Consider the following 17949-nt stretch of genomic DNA (forward strand, 5'->3'; position numbering starts at 1 on the left):
GAATAAAAAAATCAATTTTGGGATAGAATTTCTCATGATGTGATAATAGAAATAATACTTATTATAAATTTCAATTTTTGATGTTTATACTTTTGGAACTGTCATTCGTCGAATAATTTATAATAAGAGTTTTTTTCTTATTTACTTTTACAGTAATCAACTAATTATAACATTTTATAGGGAAATAGCAATAATATTTAAGTTGAGTAATTTGAATTAGTATTAAAGAGCTAGAGAAGTCTAGCTCTTTTTTTTTGTTATTGTTTTGATAGAAATGATATTAAATTTGAGTGATACATCTAGGGTTTTGTAGCCTACTAAAGAGTTGTGTAATATAACAATTCCTTTCTACCGTTTATTGGTTTAAAACAAGAAATTGAGAACGCATAGCATACTGAAAAGGTTGACTTTTACTCTATATACAGCTCATCAATAAATAGCCAAGCTTTACTTCCTGCACCTTTATGAGTAGGTGGGCAAACCCCAATGTTTTTAATATTAATTTTTAAATATCTTGCTGTGAATGGTTTTTCAATACTAAATTTTCCTTTAAAGGTATTTTTATTTATGTTGTTTTCTTCGTCGTTTAAAAATAGTGATCCTTCAAAGTCTTTACCATTAGAAGAAAAACTAACAGAAATTTGTTCAGGTTTAAAAATCCAATTCCCTAAATCCTGCATATAGCCACAAGAAATTTTTTCTATATTTTGTTCTTTTTTCAAGTCAATTAAAAATTCTAAATCTTTGCCTTCTTGTCCAATCCATTGTCCTGAGCTATAATCTAAATACCCACTTTTACCATCTATTAATACTTCAATATTTTTATAGTTGGTAGGTAAAGGCAAGGTGCTCTCTATAATTGTCTCGACGGCCAAATGGTTTACTTTTTTTGTTTCTTTAGGAACACCATCAATAGAACCAAATTCCCATTCAGTGTATTTTTTAATTAGACTTTTTACAATTTCTGGATGTTTTGAAGCCAAGTTTTTCATTTCTGATACATCTTCATCCAAGTTTGATAAAAACAAAGCATCACTTTCCAAATCAAGTTCTCCTTTATGAGACGTATCTTTTGGGTACGCAATCAATTTCCATTTTCCATCTCTGACTACCCATTGACTTCCATATTTCCAGAATGCAGACGTTCTTAGTGATTTTTGCTTTGTGTTCATTAACATTGATGACAAATCTATGCCGTCAATTGCAGATTTTTTATTTTCCAATCCACATAAATTCGATAGCGTTGGCATCCAATCTGTATTTAGTAAAAACTGTTTACTTACTTTGTTTTCGGGTAAATTTCCTTTCCAGCTTATAATGGTTGGTAATCGTATACCACCTTCGAATAAGCTACTTTTAGCTCCACGATAAGGTCCAGAACTACCACCCCCATTAAAAGCACGCATTTCTGTAGAATAACCATTGTCAGATTGATAAACAATGATGGTGTCTTCTCGTAGTCCTAAGCTATTGAGTTGGTCTATTAGCATTCCTATGCGTTCATCAATTGTAGAAATAAATGCTCCGTAATCAGATCTTGGAAATTCGATGCCTTTGTCTGCATAATATTTTTTCCATTTTTGAGTAGGTTGGTAGGGATAGTGAGGCATGTTAATGGCATAAAATAAAAAGAAAGGATCCTGTTGATTTTTATCTATAAAAGCATCCACTTTTTCGGCCATTACATCAGGAAAGTATTTTCCATCATAAAATACCTCTTTACCGTTTTCATGTAAATCATGAATGTTAGGTCCTTCCCAAAAGAAAAAATGGGAATAATTATCAATGCAACCTCGTAAATGTCCAAAGGAATAGTCAAAACCTTGGTTGTTAGGGCTACTTGCTTCACTCATCCCTAAATGCCATTTACCAACATGAGCTGTTTTATATCCGTTGTCTTTAAATAATTCGGCCATGGTATATTGCTCGTCAGGTAAACCATCTGAACCAATACTTGCAGATGTGTTTCCAGGCACACCAGCTCTTTGAGGATAATTACCTGTTAATAAAGCAGCTCTTGAAGGAGCACACACAGGTGCTGCTACATAAGCTTGTGTAAACCGGATTCCATCTTCTGCAAGCTTATCTATGTTTGGCGAAAATATATCTGTGGCACCATAACAACCTAAATCGCCGGCACCTTGGTCATCTGTATAAATCACAATTACATTCGGTTTTTTTGAATTTTGGGCAATTAAATAGTAAAACCCCAAAAATAATAGTAAAATAGTTAGACTTATTTTTTTCATTTTTTGAAATTGTTAATTTTCTAATAAATCCTAAAATAAATATAAAATTTTAAAAGAGGTGAATTTTTTAGACAATAGCTCTTTTAAATTAGATAAACAACGGAAAAGAACTGCATTCGTTGAACTATTTAAGTTGTTTGTCTTTTAAAATATTAGAATTGTTAAGATTGAATTATATTTATAAAATATAATTTAAAAAGTATAGAATCATGTTAAAGTTACATAATATAAAAGCACTTACGTTGTTGATGGCTTTGAGTTTCATTTCTTGCAAAAGCGAAAAAGAAAAAAAAGAGATAAATCAACAACCTAATATTATAGTAATTTATGCCGATGATTTGGGCTTTGGTGATGTTAGTGCATATGGAAGTGAGGTTTTAAAAACACCAAATATTGATCGCATAGCGAATGAAGGTATTAAATTCATGAATGGTTACGCGGCTTCACCGACATGTAGTCCAAGTCGCTATGCGTTGTTATCTGGTAATTACCCATTTAAAAAGAAAAATGCTAGAGTACTCCCAGGAAATGCTCCTCTAATTTTTGATACGAGTAAGCAAACTTTACCATCCATGTTAAGAGATGCTGGCTATACAACAGGTGTAGTTGGTAAATGGCACCTAGGGTTAGGTAGTGAAAATATGGATTGGAATGGTGAAATTAAACCAGGACCATTAGAAATTGGTTTTGACGAATCTTATATAATGGCTTCAACAAATGATAGAGTACCATCTGTTTATGTTAAAGGGCATCGAATTGATGGTTTAGATGCTAAAGATCCGATTGAAGTGAGCTACAAAGAAAACTTTGAAGGTGAACCAACAGGAAAAGAGAATCCGGAATTACTAAAATTACATCCTAGCCACGGGCATGACATGAGTATTCATAACGGAATTTCTAGGATTGGATTTATGCGTGGTGGTAAATCAGCATTATTTACTGACGAAAACATGGGAGATGACTTTTTACGAGAATCAAAGGCATTTATAGACCGTAATAAAGAAAAGCCATTCTTTTTATTTTATAGTTTGCATCAACCACATGTGCCTCGAGTGCCCCATCCTCGGTTTGCTGGGAAATCTAGTTTAGGTCCAAGAGGTGATGTAATTATGGAAGCTGATTGGGATGTTGGACAATTGTTAGATTATCTAGATGAATTAAAACTAACAGAAAATACGATTATAATTTTTTCGAGTGATAATGGTCCTGTACTAGATGATGGTTATAAAAGTGATGCCGTTGAAAAAAATGGGAATCACACACCAGCAGGGAATCTAAGAGGAGGGAAGTATAGCCTTTTCGATGGAGGAACGCATGTACCATTTATGTTAATGTGGAAAGGAACTATTGAACCAGGCATTTCAAATGCTTTGGTTTCGCAAATGGACTTACCGGCTTCATTCGCTTCGTTTACAGGACAAAAAAACACAACTGAAGATGGTGAAAATGTAATAGATGCATTGCTGGGAAAATCAGATATAGGTAGGGAAAGTTTAATTTTAGGTAGAACGAATGGAATTTCTATTCGCCATGGAGATTGGATATTAATTCCACCACATAAAGGTCCAAAAAGTACAGGGAAGTTCACCAATATTGAAACGGGAAGAGATACGATTTATCAATTATATAATGTAAAAGAAGATATAGGACAGCAGCATAATGTCGCCTTAAAATATCCAGAGATGGTTAAAAAATTAAGGGATGAAATAAATAAAATAAAAGCAATATAATAATTAAAGCTCCTATCAATTGTTTTAATTAAATTTACGCTCATTAATCAAAAACGTACAATTAAATTATGAAAAAAGTATTTTACGCATGTAGTATTTTAATTATGTTGTCGGCATGTAAAAGTGAGAGTCCAACGGTTGAATATGCAATTATTTCTGGAAAAGTTATTAATAAAGGCGATGGATTATTAAGACTCTATAGTGGAGATATGAGTTTTACAGACACTATTCAGGTTTCAGCCGATGGTGTATTTAGAGATACCATGAGAGCCAAGTTCGGTGATTTTGTTTTATATGACGGTAAAAGTGTGACTCCAATTCATTTACAACAAGGTAATGATATTCAAATAAATTACGATAGTGATGACTTTGACGAAACGATAAAGATATCTGGAGTTGGAGCTGATATAGGTAATTATTTTTTGGCGAAAGGTAAAAAAATCAAAAGTTTACAAGGACCAGGTAATTCCTATTTTGAATTGGAAGAAGATGCCTATAAAAAGAAATCTAATGAAATAAAGACTGTAAATGAAGCTTTATTAGATTCGATGACGAGTATTTCTAATGACTTTAGAACAAAGGAAAAAAGAAATCTGAATTACGAATATTTATCAGCCTTAAACAATTATGAATCTTATCATAAACATTATGCTAAAAAACCAGAATTTAAAGTATCTGAAGGTTTTTTAACAGAACTTGAAGGTTTAGATTTTAATAATGAGGAAGATTTTTTATCATCTCAAGCTTATGTTAGTTTAGTTACTTCTCATTATATAAAAAAAGTAGAAAAGACTTTGGAAGCAGATTCAACGCTGTCTAGAAGTCTAGTAAGGTTAAAATCATTTTCATCTGCACCCAATCAGACCATTAAGAATGGGCTATTATACAATCACAGTAAATTTGAAATATCATATACAGATGATTTAGAAACTTTTTATAACACTTTTATGGAGGGTTCTACTAATGAAAATAATAAAAAAGAAATTACTAAAACATACACTAAAATTAAATCAGTATCAAAAGGAAATGTTTCTCCACAATTTACAAATTATGAAAATCATGCAGGTGGTACTACTTCGTTAGACGATTTAAAAGGTAAGTATGTCTATATTGATGTGTGGGCGACATGGTGCGGCCCTTGTTTAGCTGAAATATCATCACTGAAAAAGGTAGAAAAAACATATCATGATAAAAACATAGAATTTGTTAGTTTGTCAATAGATAAGAAAAAGGATCATGACAAGTGGAAAAAAATGGTAACAGAAAAAGAATTAGGTGGTATTCAATTGATAGCGGATAATGATTCTAGTTCAAAATTTGTACAAGATTATCAAATTATGGGTATTCCTCGTTTTATATTAATAGATCCTCAAGGTAATATTGTTAATTCAAACGCTCCAAGACCATCAGATAAAAAGCTGATTACTTTATTCAATGAATTAAAGATTTAATTTATACTTTATAAAAGCCTATTAAATCACTTTAGTTATTTTTACTAAAGTGGTTTTTTGTTTTAATTTAGCCAAATGCATAAATCAATTTTTAAACTAATTTTTATTTTCGGATTACTTTTATCGCAATTGGGCATTGCTCAAGATAAAGATGATGGTAAAACTTGGTATACCGCATTTGGAGAAACGTTTGATAGAGCACCAGATTCTCTATATCAACAATTACGTGATGCTGATAGCTTTAAGGATAAAGCTTTTTTTATTGAGGAAATTGCAAATATCCATATAGAATTAGGTAATACAGATTCTATAATTTATTATGGAAAATTACTTGAAGATGAAAATTCAAATATTCAAGTAGAAGGAGTTATTGACAATTTGTATTTATCAAAAGCATATCGAATTATTGGTAAAGGGAAGATGTTACAAGGGCTTTTTGATGAAGCAATGAAGTATTATTTAAAGGGTTTAGAAATAACTAAAATAACCGATAGTCCATATTTATATTTTACACATTCCTTAGGGTTAGCATCGGTTTATATAAATAAAGAAGAGTTTGAAAAAGCAACACCATTATTAGATAATGCCATTGAAAGTAGTAAAAATACCTATTTTACTGGCTTAGCAAAAAAGTATTATGGTGATATTTATTACTTAAAAAGAGATATTGCAAAAAGTGCACCATATTATAATGCGGCTTTAGCTGATTTAGAATTATCCCCTGATAAAAAAATAGCCTTAGACATTAAACTAAATCTAGGAACCATGGATGTGGTTCAAAAAAAACTGGATGAATCATTAGTACTTTTTGAAGAAGTAAAAAATACCGCTCATGAAAAAAAATATTATGATTTGTATGTTGAAGCGGTACTGAGAATTGGAGATGTTTATAAGCGTAAAAAGGATTATCATAATGCTCAAATAATTTTGTCTGTTGCTCATATAAATTCAGTACAATGGGACAGATTGGGGCTAGAGAAAAAGATCATACAAAATCTAGTAGACTTGTATAGAGATCAAGAAGATTATGAAAATGCGTATGCGTTAATGACTCAATATGTTAATGTTTCTAATAGAATGATTCAAGAGCAAAAAAGCAAGGAAATAAAGGAACTTGAAATTCAATACCAAACCTTGCAAAAAGAAAAGGAAATTAGTTCATTGCAAGAGGAACAATTACTAAAAGAGAGTGAAATTAAAAGGCAAAAAACCATTAAATATGCTATTTTAATCGGTTTTTTAATTTTACTAATTCCTATAACTGCTTTATTTATAGTTTATTACCAAAAGCTACAGGCTCAAAGTCAACTGAATGCACAACAAGATGAATTGAATACACAGAAGGTGAGTGCGTTAATTAGAGAGCAAGAGTTAAAGTTAGTAAAAGCCTCGGTAGAAGCCCAAGATGAAGAAAGAACAAGAATAGCGAGAGAATTACATGATAGTATTGGTGGTAATTTGGCAGCTATAAAAATGCAAATGAACAATTTAAATGATAATGCGGATTCCAGTGCTATTATTTCGCAAATTGACGAGACCTATCAACAAGTTAGAGAAATATCTCATAATTTAATTCCGAGTAAGTTTAGTCAAAATGCTTTTACTACTTTAATAAGTGAATATATTAATAAATTAGATAAATCTTCAGACCAAGATATTGTATTTATGCCTTATCCTGAAGAAAAAATAAATGTATTGGACGAAAGTATTCAAGTGGAAGTTTTTAATATTATACAAGAATTGGTTACTAATACGTTGAAATATGCCAAAGCAAAAAATGTAGAAATTCATTTGAATGTACATAATAATTCATTACAATTGTTGTTTGAAGATAACGGTATTGGCTTTGACCAAAGTAAAACACCAACCGGGATTGGTTTACAAAACATAAAAAGTCGTTTAGATAAATTAAATGCCGCATTAAATATAGATTCATCAATTAACCATGGTACGGCAGTTACCATTGAAATTCCTTTATAACATGACATTAGCAAGAAAGTATAAATTAATTGTAGCAGACGATCACAAAATGTTTTTAGATGGTTTGCTAAGTATTATTGCAAATGAATCAGATTTTGAAATCGTGATGACGGCAAATAGTGGTCAGAATGTTATTAAATACCTTGATAATTGTGAAGGTAAAGATGTTGATTTGGTGGTAACGGATATTAATATGCCTGATGTTACAGGAATTGAATTAAATAAACATATTAAAGCTAAGTTTCCTAATATTAGAACCTTGATAGTAAGCATGCGACACGATTCTAAGACAATACATAGATTAACAGAAGATCAAGTAGATGGATATGTTCCTAAAAATGCCGAAAAAGGAGAATTAATTCTAGCAATTGAAACCATATTAAAAGGAGAAAAGTATTTTTCTGAAAGCATCAAAAAAGCATATATGGACAGTATGTTTAATAAGGAAAAAGATGTTATTACTAGTCTAACAAAGAGAGAAAAAGAAGTGCTGAAGTTAATTGCTGAAGAACACACTACACAAGAAATAGCGGATAAATTTTTTTTAAGTAAGCACACGATTGAAGGCTATAGAAAAAATTTGATCTCAAAATTAGAAGTCCGCAACCTTGCAGGTTTAACGAAGTACGCTATACAGTTAGGCTTGTTGGATTAAATTAGAGGTTAGCTGATAAATCTTAAGAGTATTTTTTTTCTCATAATTTGAAAATTGATTTATAAAACCAAATGGGAACAACACTTTTAAGGATTTTATTGAGTATTTTATTTATTGGCTGGATAGTCTATGGAATTCGAATTACGGTTGATACTAATAGAAAATTTTTCAACAAAGGAGATGGAATAAGCCAAGATGAGTGGATGAAAAAAATAAGAAAAATTCATTTGAGAAAGGTTTTTACAGGCTTATTTGCTGTTTTGATAATTGTTTTGACATTAATTTTCGTGAATTCTCAGCTAATTTGATTTAAAATCAATACTGAATTTAATCTCGTACTACTGACCATTTTTATACCTGATTCCTACCAATTTCATAGTTCCCTAGAGATTAAAATCTACCGATGGCTAATGTGCATTGCCTATTTTTTTTAGTTCTGTCTCCTAGATATTGCTGTCATGGTTTAAAGATAGATACATCTGTCAAGTTTTTTCAATACTGCGATCTATGCGTAGACTCAGTTTTACTGAGGACTGCTACTAACCACAGAAGATTGAACCACCCCAATTTTCAGGGGTCGTATTTTACCTTAAAATAGTGTTTTACACCTAACCATTCTGATGCACTTTTGTAATCAAATTAATAACCAATAAAAAATTAAAATTATGATTTACGGAATTTCATTAGTATTGTTAAGCATCATAGCGGTGCCATCATTAATCTTATCAAAAAAACCAAACGCAGCTGAGTTATTAGCAAAAATTGAGCCTTATCAAGGATGGATAGGTCTTGTATTTTGTTTCTGGGGTGTTTGGGGAATTATCTCTGCCTTTTTAAATATGGGTTGGTTAACATCTATTCCAATTTGGTGGATAACATTATTAGCAGGTAGTGTTGTAGAAGCGGGTCTTGGCTTTTTATTAGGCTACGGACAAATCAGTAAATTATTTTTAGGTAATAATCCAAAAGCACAAGAAAAAGCGGCCTTAATTCGTGAGAAAATTGCACCAATGCAAGGTAAATTAGGTGTATTAGGACTTATCGTTGGAGCTTGGATGATTGTAGCTTCATTTATGTTTTTGTCATAAATAGTTGAAACATTAAAATCTACAATAATGAGAAAATTAATTATCGCTGTTTTATTATTAATCGTTGCAAACACCTTTGCTCAAGACCAAGCCAGTACTAAAAACACAATAAGTGTAAGTAGTAATGTAAGGTTTAAGAAAGAGGTAAAAGCGTTCAGAATAAAATTGATCATGGGCTTAGACCAAATGGGATATGGTAATAACGAATGCAATACGTTAGATGAGTTAAAAAAGAAGTACTTCGATAAACTCAAAGAGAAAGGAATTGATCCCAATAAACTTGAAGAGAAAAAAATTGAGTATTTAAGCATGTATTATCAAAGAGAAGGTACTGTTTATTATTACGAGGCAAGTACTGAAGAAGAAGTCTCTAAGGTTTTAAGTGCAAGAATCAATGGTATTACTAACAATGGGTTAGAATATAAAATGCAATTGGATGATGCTACTTATGACAATTTGATAGAAAAAGCTATTATTCAAGCTAAAGATAAAGCCAAAAGAATTGCAACAAAAGCGAATAAAAAAGTTGGGGAAATTGCTATGATTTCAGATAATTCTTATGGTTTAGAAGATTGGGTATATTATTCACCCAAAGATGAATATTTAAGAATTAACGTCGTTTTTGAATTATTATAATATTAAAGTAGGTTAGTTGATGTTACCCAATCTGTTATATATTTTTATATGTCAGGTTGGGTTTTTTATGTTATATTACCTCGTAATGAGATAATTATAAATTATAATGATTGTTTTTTATATTATTTCAAAGAATGAAATTGTGTTTTATTAAAACTATTTTACTGATAAATAGTGTGTATCATAATTTTAAAAAGAATTATCCGTTTATTTTTAAGTTATATCATATTCTATAACTTGAATGATAACCCCAAAAATACCATGAATAAAACAATAGAAGTAAGTGGATCTGTTAAACTAGAGCGGAAAATTGTTAAATATAGAGCTAAAATAAGCATAGAAGTTACCCAAAATCCTTACGGAGATGAAGAGATTACTGATTTAGCTGAGATAAAAAATCAATATTATCTAGCATTGGTAGAAAATGGTATTGATGTTACTAAATTTGAAGAAGATACATTTGAATTTAGAACATACAATTATCAAGGAGAAGGTACCATGCTAAAATATGAATGTACTTCACAAAAAGAAATTTCACAATTACTAGATATAAAAGTTCCAGGTATTTATGTTAACTTATTAGAATGTAAATATGTAATTGATGATCAATTATATGATGAAATGACAGAAGCAGCTTTGGTCGATGCTCGATTAAGGGCTAACAACATTGCCTCTAAAATTGATAAAAAAGTTGGGGACATTGTTTCTTTAGTAGATAATAGAGTACTTAATAATTATTGGACAACCTTTAATTCTTATGATGAATTTTTTGAGCTCAAAGTAATATTTGAAATAGAGTAGCAACGTATTTTGTAGCGTATACTAATTGATTATACTTTACTTAAAGATTCATTTTATCTCTTAAATAGAATGCAATTTCAGATGTAAATTCTTTTTTTCTATACTTACTAACTGGTTGGATGCCCACAATAGCATTCGTTAAAAAGATTTCATCAGTTTTTTGGAGTTCAAAAGGAGATATTACTTTTTCTTCAATGGTTAGCGTATCATCTTTTGAGATTAATTCTAGTAAGTTTTTTCTAAAAACACCTTTTAAACATCCTTCTGAAAGGGGAGGAGTAACAATATGCTTTCCTTTTACCAGAAAAATATTGGCATTTAGAGCTTCTACTACTTGCTTCTTCTCATTTAGCAACACACAGTTATCCAATCCGTTTTCGTCCGCATAAATACTACCAACAACGTTTAATACCTTGTTATTTGTTTTTAAAGTTGACAAAATTCCAGAATACACGTAATAATCTTTAAAGAGATCAATTTCGTAATTCTTTTTAAGTGATACAGAAAGTGGATTTGCTTCCACTAAAAAATGAGTGTTATTAGTACTGGGTAGGTACAGTCCACCGTCTTTTCTATTAATTGTAAAACGTATTCTAGCATTAGATAAATTATTTGCAGCAGCGGTTTTTAAAATTTCTTGTTCAAAAAACTCTAAGGTAAATTGCATGTCAATTTTCATCCGTAACATACGCATAGAAGCCATTAATCTAAAGTAATGATCTTCTAAAAAAATCACATTACTATCTATTACTTTTATAGTTTCAAACAAACCATCTCCATATTTAAAGGCTCTATTATTGATACTTAAAGTAGGAGGTGTTTTAGAAATTGTACCGTTATAATTTATCATTTCCAGTTAATTAATTTCCCCTTTACCTCTCCTTTTGAGAGGTCAGAATTACTTTTCAGGTAATTCTGGGTGAGGCTAAAAAAAAGCCTCGAAAAAATCAAGGCTTGTTATTCTTTTAAACTTGTATTACTTTTTATGCTCCAATAGTTTGTTTTAGCTCAGAAATTTGGTTTTCCCAAAACATTTTTCCTTCGTCAACTTCGTCGTCATCTGCAAAATCAGTAACAATTAAAGAGACATCAGAGGTCAAATCATCAACAACTATTTTAAATTCAAAAAAGGTACCTTCTTCTTCATCTGTCAACCATTTATATTTAATTCGCTCATTGGTTTTATAAGACAATCTTTTGGCTTGTTCTTCTGAACCATCCCAAAGAAAGGTGTATACATCACTTCTTGAATTTACATTATCGGCAAACCATTCGCTTAATCCGTCTGGTGTTGATAGATACTGATATAAAAATGCAGGTGAAGAGTGCATGATAAACTCTATACTATATTTTACTTTGTCGGCCATAGGTCAATTTTTATCTTGAATGGCAATATATATATTATCTCAATTTAAAAAAAACTTTTTTGATAAAAATAATTAGAAAGAATTATTGCCACTCGTAAATTTGTTTTTATATTTGCAATCTTGAAATTTTGGCGAGGTAGCTCAGTTGGTTAGAGCGTCGGATTCATAACCCGGAGGTCGGGGATCGTGCCCCCCTCTCGCTACTATTAAACAAAGGCTTCCATTAAATTGGAAGCTTTTTTTTTTCAATAACTACAGGATTTTTATCTTTTTATGGTAGTCATATAAAAAGATGTTTTTTTACTAAATTTCAGTTATAAGATTTACGAACTCTTCTTAAATGTTAGAAATTTATATTTCTTTTTAATTGCTTTAAACTTATCATCCATGATTTTGAAAATGGGGATATTTTTTTGTACCACCATTATCTTCAACCAATATAATTCTAATGGTTGAAATTTTTTTCAAAAATGTAAATGGAATATTCCGCTATTAATAATAAGGATTTAGGATCTTACTAATTGTCTTCAAAATAATTATTTATCCTTTTTAAATTACGTCAACAATTAATTTTATAAACTTATTATGATGTAGCTACATTAATTAGAAATAAAAACATAACAAATGACTATGGTCATTTTAAAGATTCATCTTAATCAATAGCTTTGAATTATTAATAGAAAAATGATCTATGCAATTATTAGGATTAATAATTATAAAAACCATGTTTAGAAATTATTCAAAACGCTATAATGCTCTAATCAAAACTATAAAAGTATTGGGATTACGAATTCCTAAAACTCTTGAAAGTTTTAACGAATTGCATACCGCGAGTATAGCATTAGATCCGGAGCATCATCCTAAGAAATTTAATACATCATGGGGAAGCTAATTTAGTGAGTAGAACTTCTTTGATGTATCGTTATAAAATCCCTGAAGTCTTAGTTTAATTTACACTAGTAGTGAAAAGTCAAAAATCAAAAAAATGGAAACAATAAAAGGAACACAGTTAAATTTAGAAACCACCGTAAGTACCATAATTGAAGAAAGTATCAATCAAAAGGTTATAGACAGACTTTATACTGAAATGAAAGGTGTTATTGATAGCAATGGAGAGGTGAATTTAATTATACAAGCCAATGATATCAAAAGTATAAAAAATTTAAAATCATTTTTTTCTGATATAAAAGATAAATGGTTTGTACTTAAGCATCTTAGAAAATTTGCCATTGTCACCGACAAAGATTGGATTGAAAACCTTACAGAAATAGTAGGTGTCTTAACTCCAAAAGTTGAATTAAAAGAATTTGATATGGTCGATATGGATGAGGCAATTGATTGGGTAAATTCCCCAACTATAAATGAAAAACACGGCATGGCAATCTGGCCTAAAGAAAATTTTTTACACCTAATAGTTTATGATAAACTCACAATGATAGATTATAAAATCTTAAATAGAACCATGAGAGATTATGAAAAAGAGGTTTCTTTACTTATTCAGTTTTTAGATTTTGAAGGGATAACACTAAGGGCATTTTTAGAAGATCTTAAAATGGGTTTTAGCCATTATAGAAAATTTAAGAAGATAGCTATAGTACCTAATAAAAATATAGAATCCTTAATTAAAATTACAAATCTGGTAACTCCTGGAATTCAGTTTAAATCATTCGATTACCACGAAATGGATATAGCTGCAAAATGGTTGAATGAAATCTAAATAAAATGACGAAAGTAAAAAAAGATAACAAAAATAAATTACCAAAGGCATACAACCCTAATTGGTTGTATTTGCTGTTTTTTGCTTTTATCGTTTTGGTTTTTTACATAAATCCTGTCGTTAAGACAAAAGAAATTAGTTGGTTGGAGTTTGAACAAGATATGCTGAGCCAGAACGATGTGGAAAAAATTGTTGTGGTTAATAAAGAAACTGCTGAAATCTATATAAAGAAGGAAAGGCTTTTGCTTAAGAAATATGAAGGGGTAGCTAAAGACACCATCCTTAGTGCTACCAGTCCGCAATACTATCTAAAACTAGGCTCCATAGAAGGTTTTGAAAATAAATTAGAAAAAGCTCAAGATAATTTTGCTCCACAAGAAAAAGTCGAAATAATCTATGAAAACCGCACCAATTGGATTGAAACATTTTCATGGATTTTACCGTTCCTACTTATTCTATTTTTTTGGATTATAATTCTCCGAAGAATGAAACCCGGTAGCTTGGGTAGTTCAATGTTTAATTTTGGTAAATCAACGGCTAAAATTGCAAATATAGACACCAAAAGTAAAGTGACTTTTAATGATGTAGCTGGTTTAAAAGAAGCAAAAATTGAAATCATGGAGATTTTAGATTTTTTAAAGAATCCAAAAGAATATACAAGGTTGGGAGCTAAAATACCAACAGGTGTTTTATTGGTTGGACCACCAGGTACAGGTAAAACACTATTGGCAAGGGCAGTAGCGGGAGAAGCACAAGTACCTTTCTTTTCATTATCAGGTTCAGAATTTGTGGAAATGTTCGTTGGTGTGGGAGCATCTCGAGTAAGAGACCTTTTTAAACAAGCCAAAGAAAAAGCCCCAAGCATTATTTTTATTGATGAAATTGATGCTGTAGGCCGCTCTAGAGATAAAGCAAATAACTTCCAATCTAATGATGAAAGAGAAAACACCTTAAATCAATTGTTGGCAGAATTAGACGGTTTTGGTACCAATACAGGTGTTATTGTACTTGCCGCCACCAACAGAGCTGATATTTTAGATAAAGCCTTATTAAGGGCAGGTAGGTTTGATCGTCATATTTATTTAGAATTACCCACAAGAGAAGAACGTGTAGAAATTTTTCAGGTACACCTAAAACCATTAAAACTTGAAAAAAGTGTAGATGTGAATTTATTGGCTTCCTTAACGCCGGGATTTTCTGGAGCAGATATAGCTAATATTTGTAATGAGGCAGCATTGATAGCTGCACGTAAAAAAAAGGAATCTGTCGGACAAGATGATTTTAACCAAGCTCGTGATCGTATTGTTGGTGGTTTAGAAAGAAAAAGTAAAATTATATCACCCAAGGAAAAAAATATTGTGGCCCATCATGAAGCAGGACATGCGGTTGCTAGTTGGTATTTGAAAAATGTTGATTCTCTCGTAAAGGTATCTATCATACCTAGGGGAAAATCTTTAGGAGCTGCTTGGTATTTGCCAGAAGAACGACAAATTATTACTAAATCTCAATTTCTAGATCAGATTTGTGCAGCTCTAGGTGGCAGGGCAGCTGAAGATATTATATTTAATGAAATATCATCTGGTGCCTTAGACGATTTGGAGAAAGTAACCAAACAAGCATATAATATGGTCGCTTATTTTGGTTTGGATGAGGAAGTTGGTCCTATTAGTTTTTATGATTCTACTGGAGAATATGGAAGGTTATTAAGTAAACCTTATAGCGAAAGTATGGGTAAGCTCATTGATACCGAGGTGTTAAATTTGATAACTACACAATACCAACGAGCCAAAAATATCTTAACTAAGCATAAAGATGAATTGGAAGAATTGGCACAGCTATTATTGAAAAATGAAGTAGCGAACAAAGAAGATTTAGAGCAGATTTTAGGAAAAAGAAAAGCAACAGAATTGTTACAATCAGAAGATTGAAAAATAGTTATGAATTTGGAAGAAAGGTGCAATTACAACAAGGAAGTAATGTTAAAAATCTTTTCACCAAACAAAATTTAGTTTGTTGTGAAATATAAAAATAGATAATAGGAATTAACGATAAATTAAAAATTGTAACAGAAGTTTTATAGAACCTAGATATTCATTGTGAATATTAATAATAGGTCAACGAAAACGCCTTTTGAACAGACGAAATGGAAGTTATATTTCATCAAGTCTTTTCAAATCGTCCCGTTTTTTCGGTCAATTTAATTCTATAAACAACACCCTGCATGGCATCTATGTATTTTGGATATGTATCTTTCATTGGATGACTAATTGTTGTTTCGCCAGTCATTAATGGCATAACAACATCCATTAATTTAAGCATTCCTTCTTCGCGTTCTTTTGGAGTTTTTAATTCTTCAAATTTGCCCCAAGCAATTACGCTTCGCCAATTGCTCATATTTTCTATAACATCTACCTCAAAACATACCAATGGATTTTTTCGCATCATATCAATCTTCATGCCTTCGTTGGTATGCCCATAAATATATTTTCCATCGTAAGCATATGTAACTGGTACTACGTAAGTAATGTTATCTGTATGGCAACCTATCCTACCAATAATACTACTGTACAATAGATGCTCAACCTGTTTTTTGTTCAAGGTACCTAACATAATAGTTTACATTTTTTGTTGTAACAAAGTAAAATTATTATTACGAAGAGTGAAATGATCTTTATCAGTTTAAAACACTAGGTTTCACTATATATTTGAAAAGCAATTCCACACTATGAAGGAAAATCGACGTGAATCAATATTTCTTGGAGGAAAAAGAAGCCGCTTAAAGGAATTTACAAGTGTACTTTCCATATTATTTGAGTTTATTTATGGATTTAGGAAATTACATTTTGTAGGTCCATGCATCACTGTTTTTAGCTCTGCAAAATTTGGAGAAGACAATATCTATTATAAGCAAGCAAGGGAGTTTTCGAAATTAATGGCGAATAAGAATTTTACTATTATGACAGGTGGAGGGCCAGGTATTATGGAAGCAGCAAATAGAGGAGCCAAAGATGTTTCTGGCATGTCTATTGGCTGTAACATAGAATTACCAAAAGAGCAGCATCCCAATCCATATCTTGATTTTAACATTACTCTAGAGCATTTTTATGTTAGAAAAGTACTACTACTAAAATATTCATATGCATTTGCTGTATTTCCTGGTGGTTTTGGCACCATGGATGAGTTTTTTGAAACTTTAACGCTTTTACAAACCAACAAAATATCTAATTTTCCTGTTGTGTTATTTGGAAAAAAATATTGGTCAAATTTATTAGAACAAACTGAAATTATGGTACGTCATGGAACTATATCTAAGGAGGATTTACAGTTATTTTTGGTCACAGATTCTGTAACTGAAGGGATAGATTATATCTATAAAAAATTAGAGAAAAGGCATGGTGCATCTATAGAGGTGAAAGCACCTAGAACTAGATGGTGGTTTGGTGAAAGGCTATAGTAATTTCTTTAAACCAAAAAGGTATCAATATCCCTTTGCCATTACAAATAATCTACTTCAAATTTTATGGCTTATATATGCTATTGTTTTTGTTGCGTAAATTGAGATTAAATATGACTTTGAGAATTATAACATATAAAATATATCTTATGTCAGATAGTGAACCTATACCAAGGTGGTCTAGAAAGTAAGAGCGATCTCCGTAGTTTCGATGGAGACTTATAATAGATTATCACATCTCTTCAGTTAACATTAATAGCGGTGCACCTTGTGTGTTTTCTAAATTTTCATTACAACTGATAAGAATCATCTTTAAAACTGATCTAGGTCATTGTAACGTACTTCTAACATTAGTAAATTTATGGTTATAAAAACATAATTATTAACTTTTTAAAACAAATAACCATGGCAAAGGCAAACCACACAGGTAATGTATTAGTAGCTCTGGCAGCAGGTGCAGCACTAGGAGCAGGAATGGGGATTTTATTTGCCCCTGATAAAGGTAAAAATACTAGAGGTAAAATCAAACACAAATTGGAGGATACAGGTCATGATATTTCAGAACGTATGCGTCATGCCAAAGATGAATTGACTAAAACAGCAGAAGTAAAAAAGGCTGAGTTTGATAAAAAATTAGATGATACACTATCTAATATGAGTTATAAAGCGGAAGATATTATTTCATCTTTAGAAAAAAAGTTGGAAGATTTGAAAACGAAAAATGCACAGTTCCAAAAAAATTAAATTAGAAGGTTTTTTAAATTATTAAAGAAGACCTAGGGGAGATTCTTGATAATTGACAATTAAAAATTTCAGAAAAA

17 protein-coding genes are annotated in these 17949 nt (G+C 30.9%); 13 read left to right on the forward strand and 4 right to left on the reverse strand.

Going from position 1 to position 17949, the window contains the following annotated elements; genetic code table 11:
• Positions 1–410 precede the first annotated feature (410 nt).
• Positions 411–2249, reverse strand: a complete 1839-nt coding sequence (locus FF125_RS09840) for a sulfatase-like hydrolase/transferase (RefSeq protein WP_138949611.1) — start codon at positions 2247–2249, stop codon at positions 411–413.
• 209 nt (positions 2250–2458) lie between these two features.
• On the opposite strand from FF125_RS09840, the gene FF125_RS09845 reads away from it, so the two are divergent.
• The 8 genes from FF125_RS09845 to FF125_RS09880 all read left to right on the forward strand — a co-directional run bounded on the left by FF125_RS09845 (position 2459) and on the right by FF125_RS09880 (position 10590).
• Positions 2459–3979, forward strand: a complete 1521-nt coding sequence (locus FF125_RS09845; RefSeq protein WP_138949612.1) for a sulfatase family protein — start codon at positions 2459–2461, stop codon at positions 3977–3979.
• 68 nt (positions 3980–4047) lie between these two features.
• On the forward strand, positions 4048–5430 hold the full coding sequence (locus FF125_RS09850; RefSeq protein WP_138949613.1) for a TlpA family protein disulfide reductase: 1383 nt from the start codon (positions 4048–4050) through the stop codon (positions 5428–5430).
• A 75-nt stretch (positions 5431–5505) separates the two neighbouring features.
• Positions 5506–7410: a tetratricopeptide repeat-containing sensor histidine kinase gene (locus tag FF125_RS09855; RefSeq protein WP_138949614.1), complete on the forward strand. Its 1905-nt coding sequence runs from the start codon at positions 5506–5508 to the stop codon at positions 7408–7410.
• Between the two features lies 1 nt (position 7411).
• Positions 7412–8065 (forward strand): response regulator, encoded by a 654-nt coding sequence (locus tag FF125_RS09860; protein ID WP_138949615.1) that lies wholly within the window; start codon positions 7412–7414, stop codon positions 8063–8065.
• A 71-nt stretch (positions 8066–8136) separates the two neighbouring features.
• Complete coding sequence (locus FF125_RS09865) at positions 8137–8373, forward strand: hypothetical protein (protein WP_138949616.1); 237 nt, start codon at positions 8137–8139, stop codon at positions 8371–8373.
• Between the two features lie 357 nt (positions 8374–8730).
• A complete protein-coding gene (locus FF125_RS09870; RefSeq protein WP_138949617.1) occupies positions 8731–9153 on the forward strand; it encodes a hypothetical protein in 423 nt (140 codons plus the stop codon).
• Positions 9154–9180: 27 nt separating this feature from the next.
• The gene (locus FF125_RS09875; protein ID WP_138949618.1) at positions 9181–9789 is read left to right on the forward strand and encodes an SIMPL domain-containing protein; all 609 of its coding nucleotides are present in this window, start codon (positions 9181–9183) and stop codon (positions 9787–9789) included.
• A gap of 261 nt (positions 9790–10050) precedes the next feature.
• The gene (locus FF125_RS09880) at positions 10051–10590 is read left to right on the forward strand and encodes an SIMPL domain-containing protein (protein ID WP_138949619.1); all 540 of its coding nucleotides are present in this window, start codon (positions 10051–10053) and stop codon (positions 10588–10590) included.
• 40 nt (positions 10591–10630) lie between these two features.
• On the opposite strand, the gene FF125_RS09885 is transcribed toward FF125_RS09880, so the two are convergent.
• Together FF125_RS09885 and FF125_RS09890 are read right to left on the reverse strand one after the other, a co-directional pair.
• Positions 10631–11440, reverse strand: coding sequence for an aminotransferase class IV (locus FF125_RS09885; RefSeq protein WP_138949620.1), 810 nt, complete (start codon positions 11438–11440; stop codon positions 10631–10633).
• 133 nt (positions 11441–11573) lie between these two features.
• On the reverse strand, positions 11574–11957 hold the full coding sequence (locus FF125_RS09890) for an START-like domain-containing protein (RefSeq protein WP_117880565.1): 384 nt from the start codon (positions 11955–11957) through the stop codon (positions 11574–11576).
• A 691-nt stretch (positions 11958–12648) separates the two neighbouring features.
• Between FF125_RS09890 and FF125_RS09900 the strand changes: the two genes are divergently transcribed.
• The 3 genes from FF125_RS09900 (at position 12649) to ftsH (ending at position 15602) form a co-directional block, all read left to right on the forward strand.
• The gene (locus tag FF125_RS09900) at positions 12649–12849 is read left to right on the forward strand and encodes a hypothetical protein (protein ID WP_138949621.1); all 201 of its coding nucleotides are present in this window, start codon (positions 12649–12651) and stop codon (positions 12847–12849) included.
• 93 nt (positions 12850–12942) lie between these two features.
• Positions 12943–13674 (forward strand): SpoIIAA family protein, encoded by a 732-nt coding sequence (locus FF125_RS09905; protein ID WP_138949622.1) that lies wholly within the window; start codon positions 12943–12945, stop codon positions 13672–13674.
• A 5-nt stretch (positions 13675–13679) separates the two neighbouring features.
• Positions 13680–15602, forward strand: coding sequence for an ATP-dependent zinc metalloprotease FtsH (gene ftsH, locus FF125_RS09910; protein WP_138949623.1), 1923 nt, complete (start codon positions 13680–13682; stop codon positions 15600–15602).
• A gap of 232 nt (positions 15603–15834) precedes the next feature.
• Here ftsH and FF125_RS09915 read toward each other — a convergent pair whose 3' ends face one another.
• The gene (locus tag FF125_RS09915) at positions 15835–16284 is read right to left on the reverse strand and encodes a pyridoxamine 5'-phosphate oxidase family protein (RefSeq protein WP_138949624.1); all 450 of its coding nucleotides are present in this window, start codon (positions 16282–16284) and stop codon (positions 15835–15837) included.
• A gap of 115 nt (positions 16285–16399) precedes the next feature.
• On the opposite strand from FF125_RS09915, the gene FF125_RS09920 reads away from it, so the two are divergent.
• Both FF125_RS09920 and FF125_RS09925 read left to right on the forward strand, forming a co-directional pair.
• Positions 16400–17128, forward strand: coding sequence for an LOG family protein (locus FF125_RS09920; RefSeq protein WP_138949625.1), 729 nt, complete (start codon positions 16400–16402; stop codon positions 17126–17128).
• Between the two features lie 405 nt (positions 17129–17533).
• Positions 17534–17872, forward strand: coding sequence for a YtxH domain-containing protein (locus FF125_RS09925; protein ID WP_138949626.1), 339 nt, complete (start codon positions 17534–17536; stop codon positions 17870–17872).
• Positions 17873–17949: the final 77 nt, after the last annotated feature.

Origin of the sequence: Aureibaculum algae (assembly GCF_006065315.1) — a bacterium.
Classification (GTDB): domain Bacteria; phylum Bacteroidota; class Bacteroidia; order Flavobacteriales; family Flavobacteriaceae; genus Aureibaculum; species Aureibaculum algae.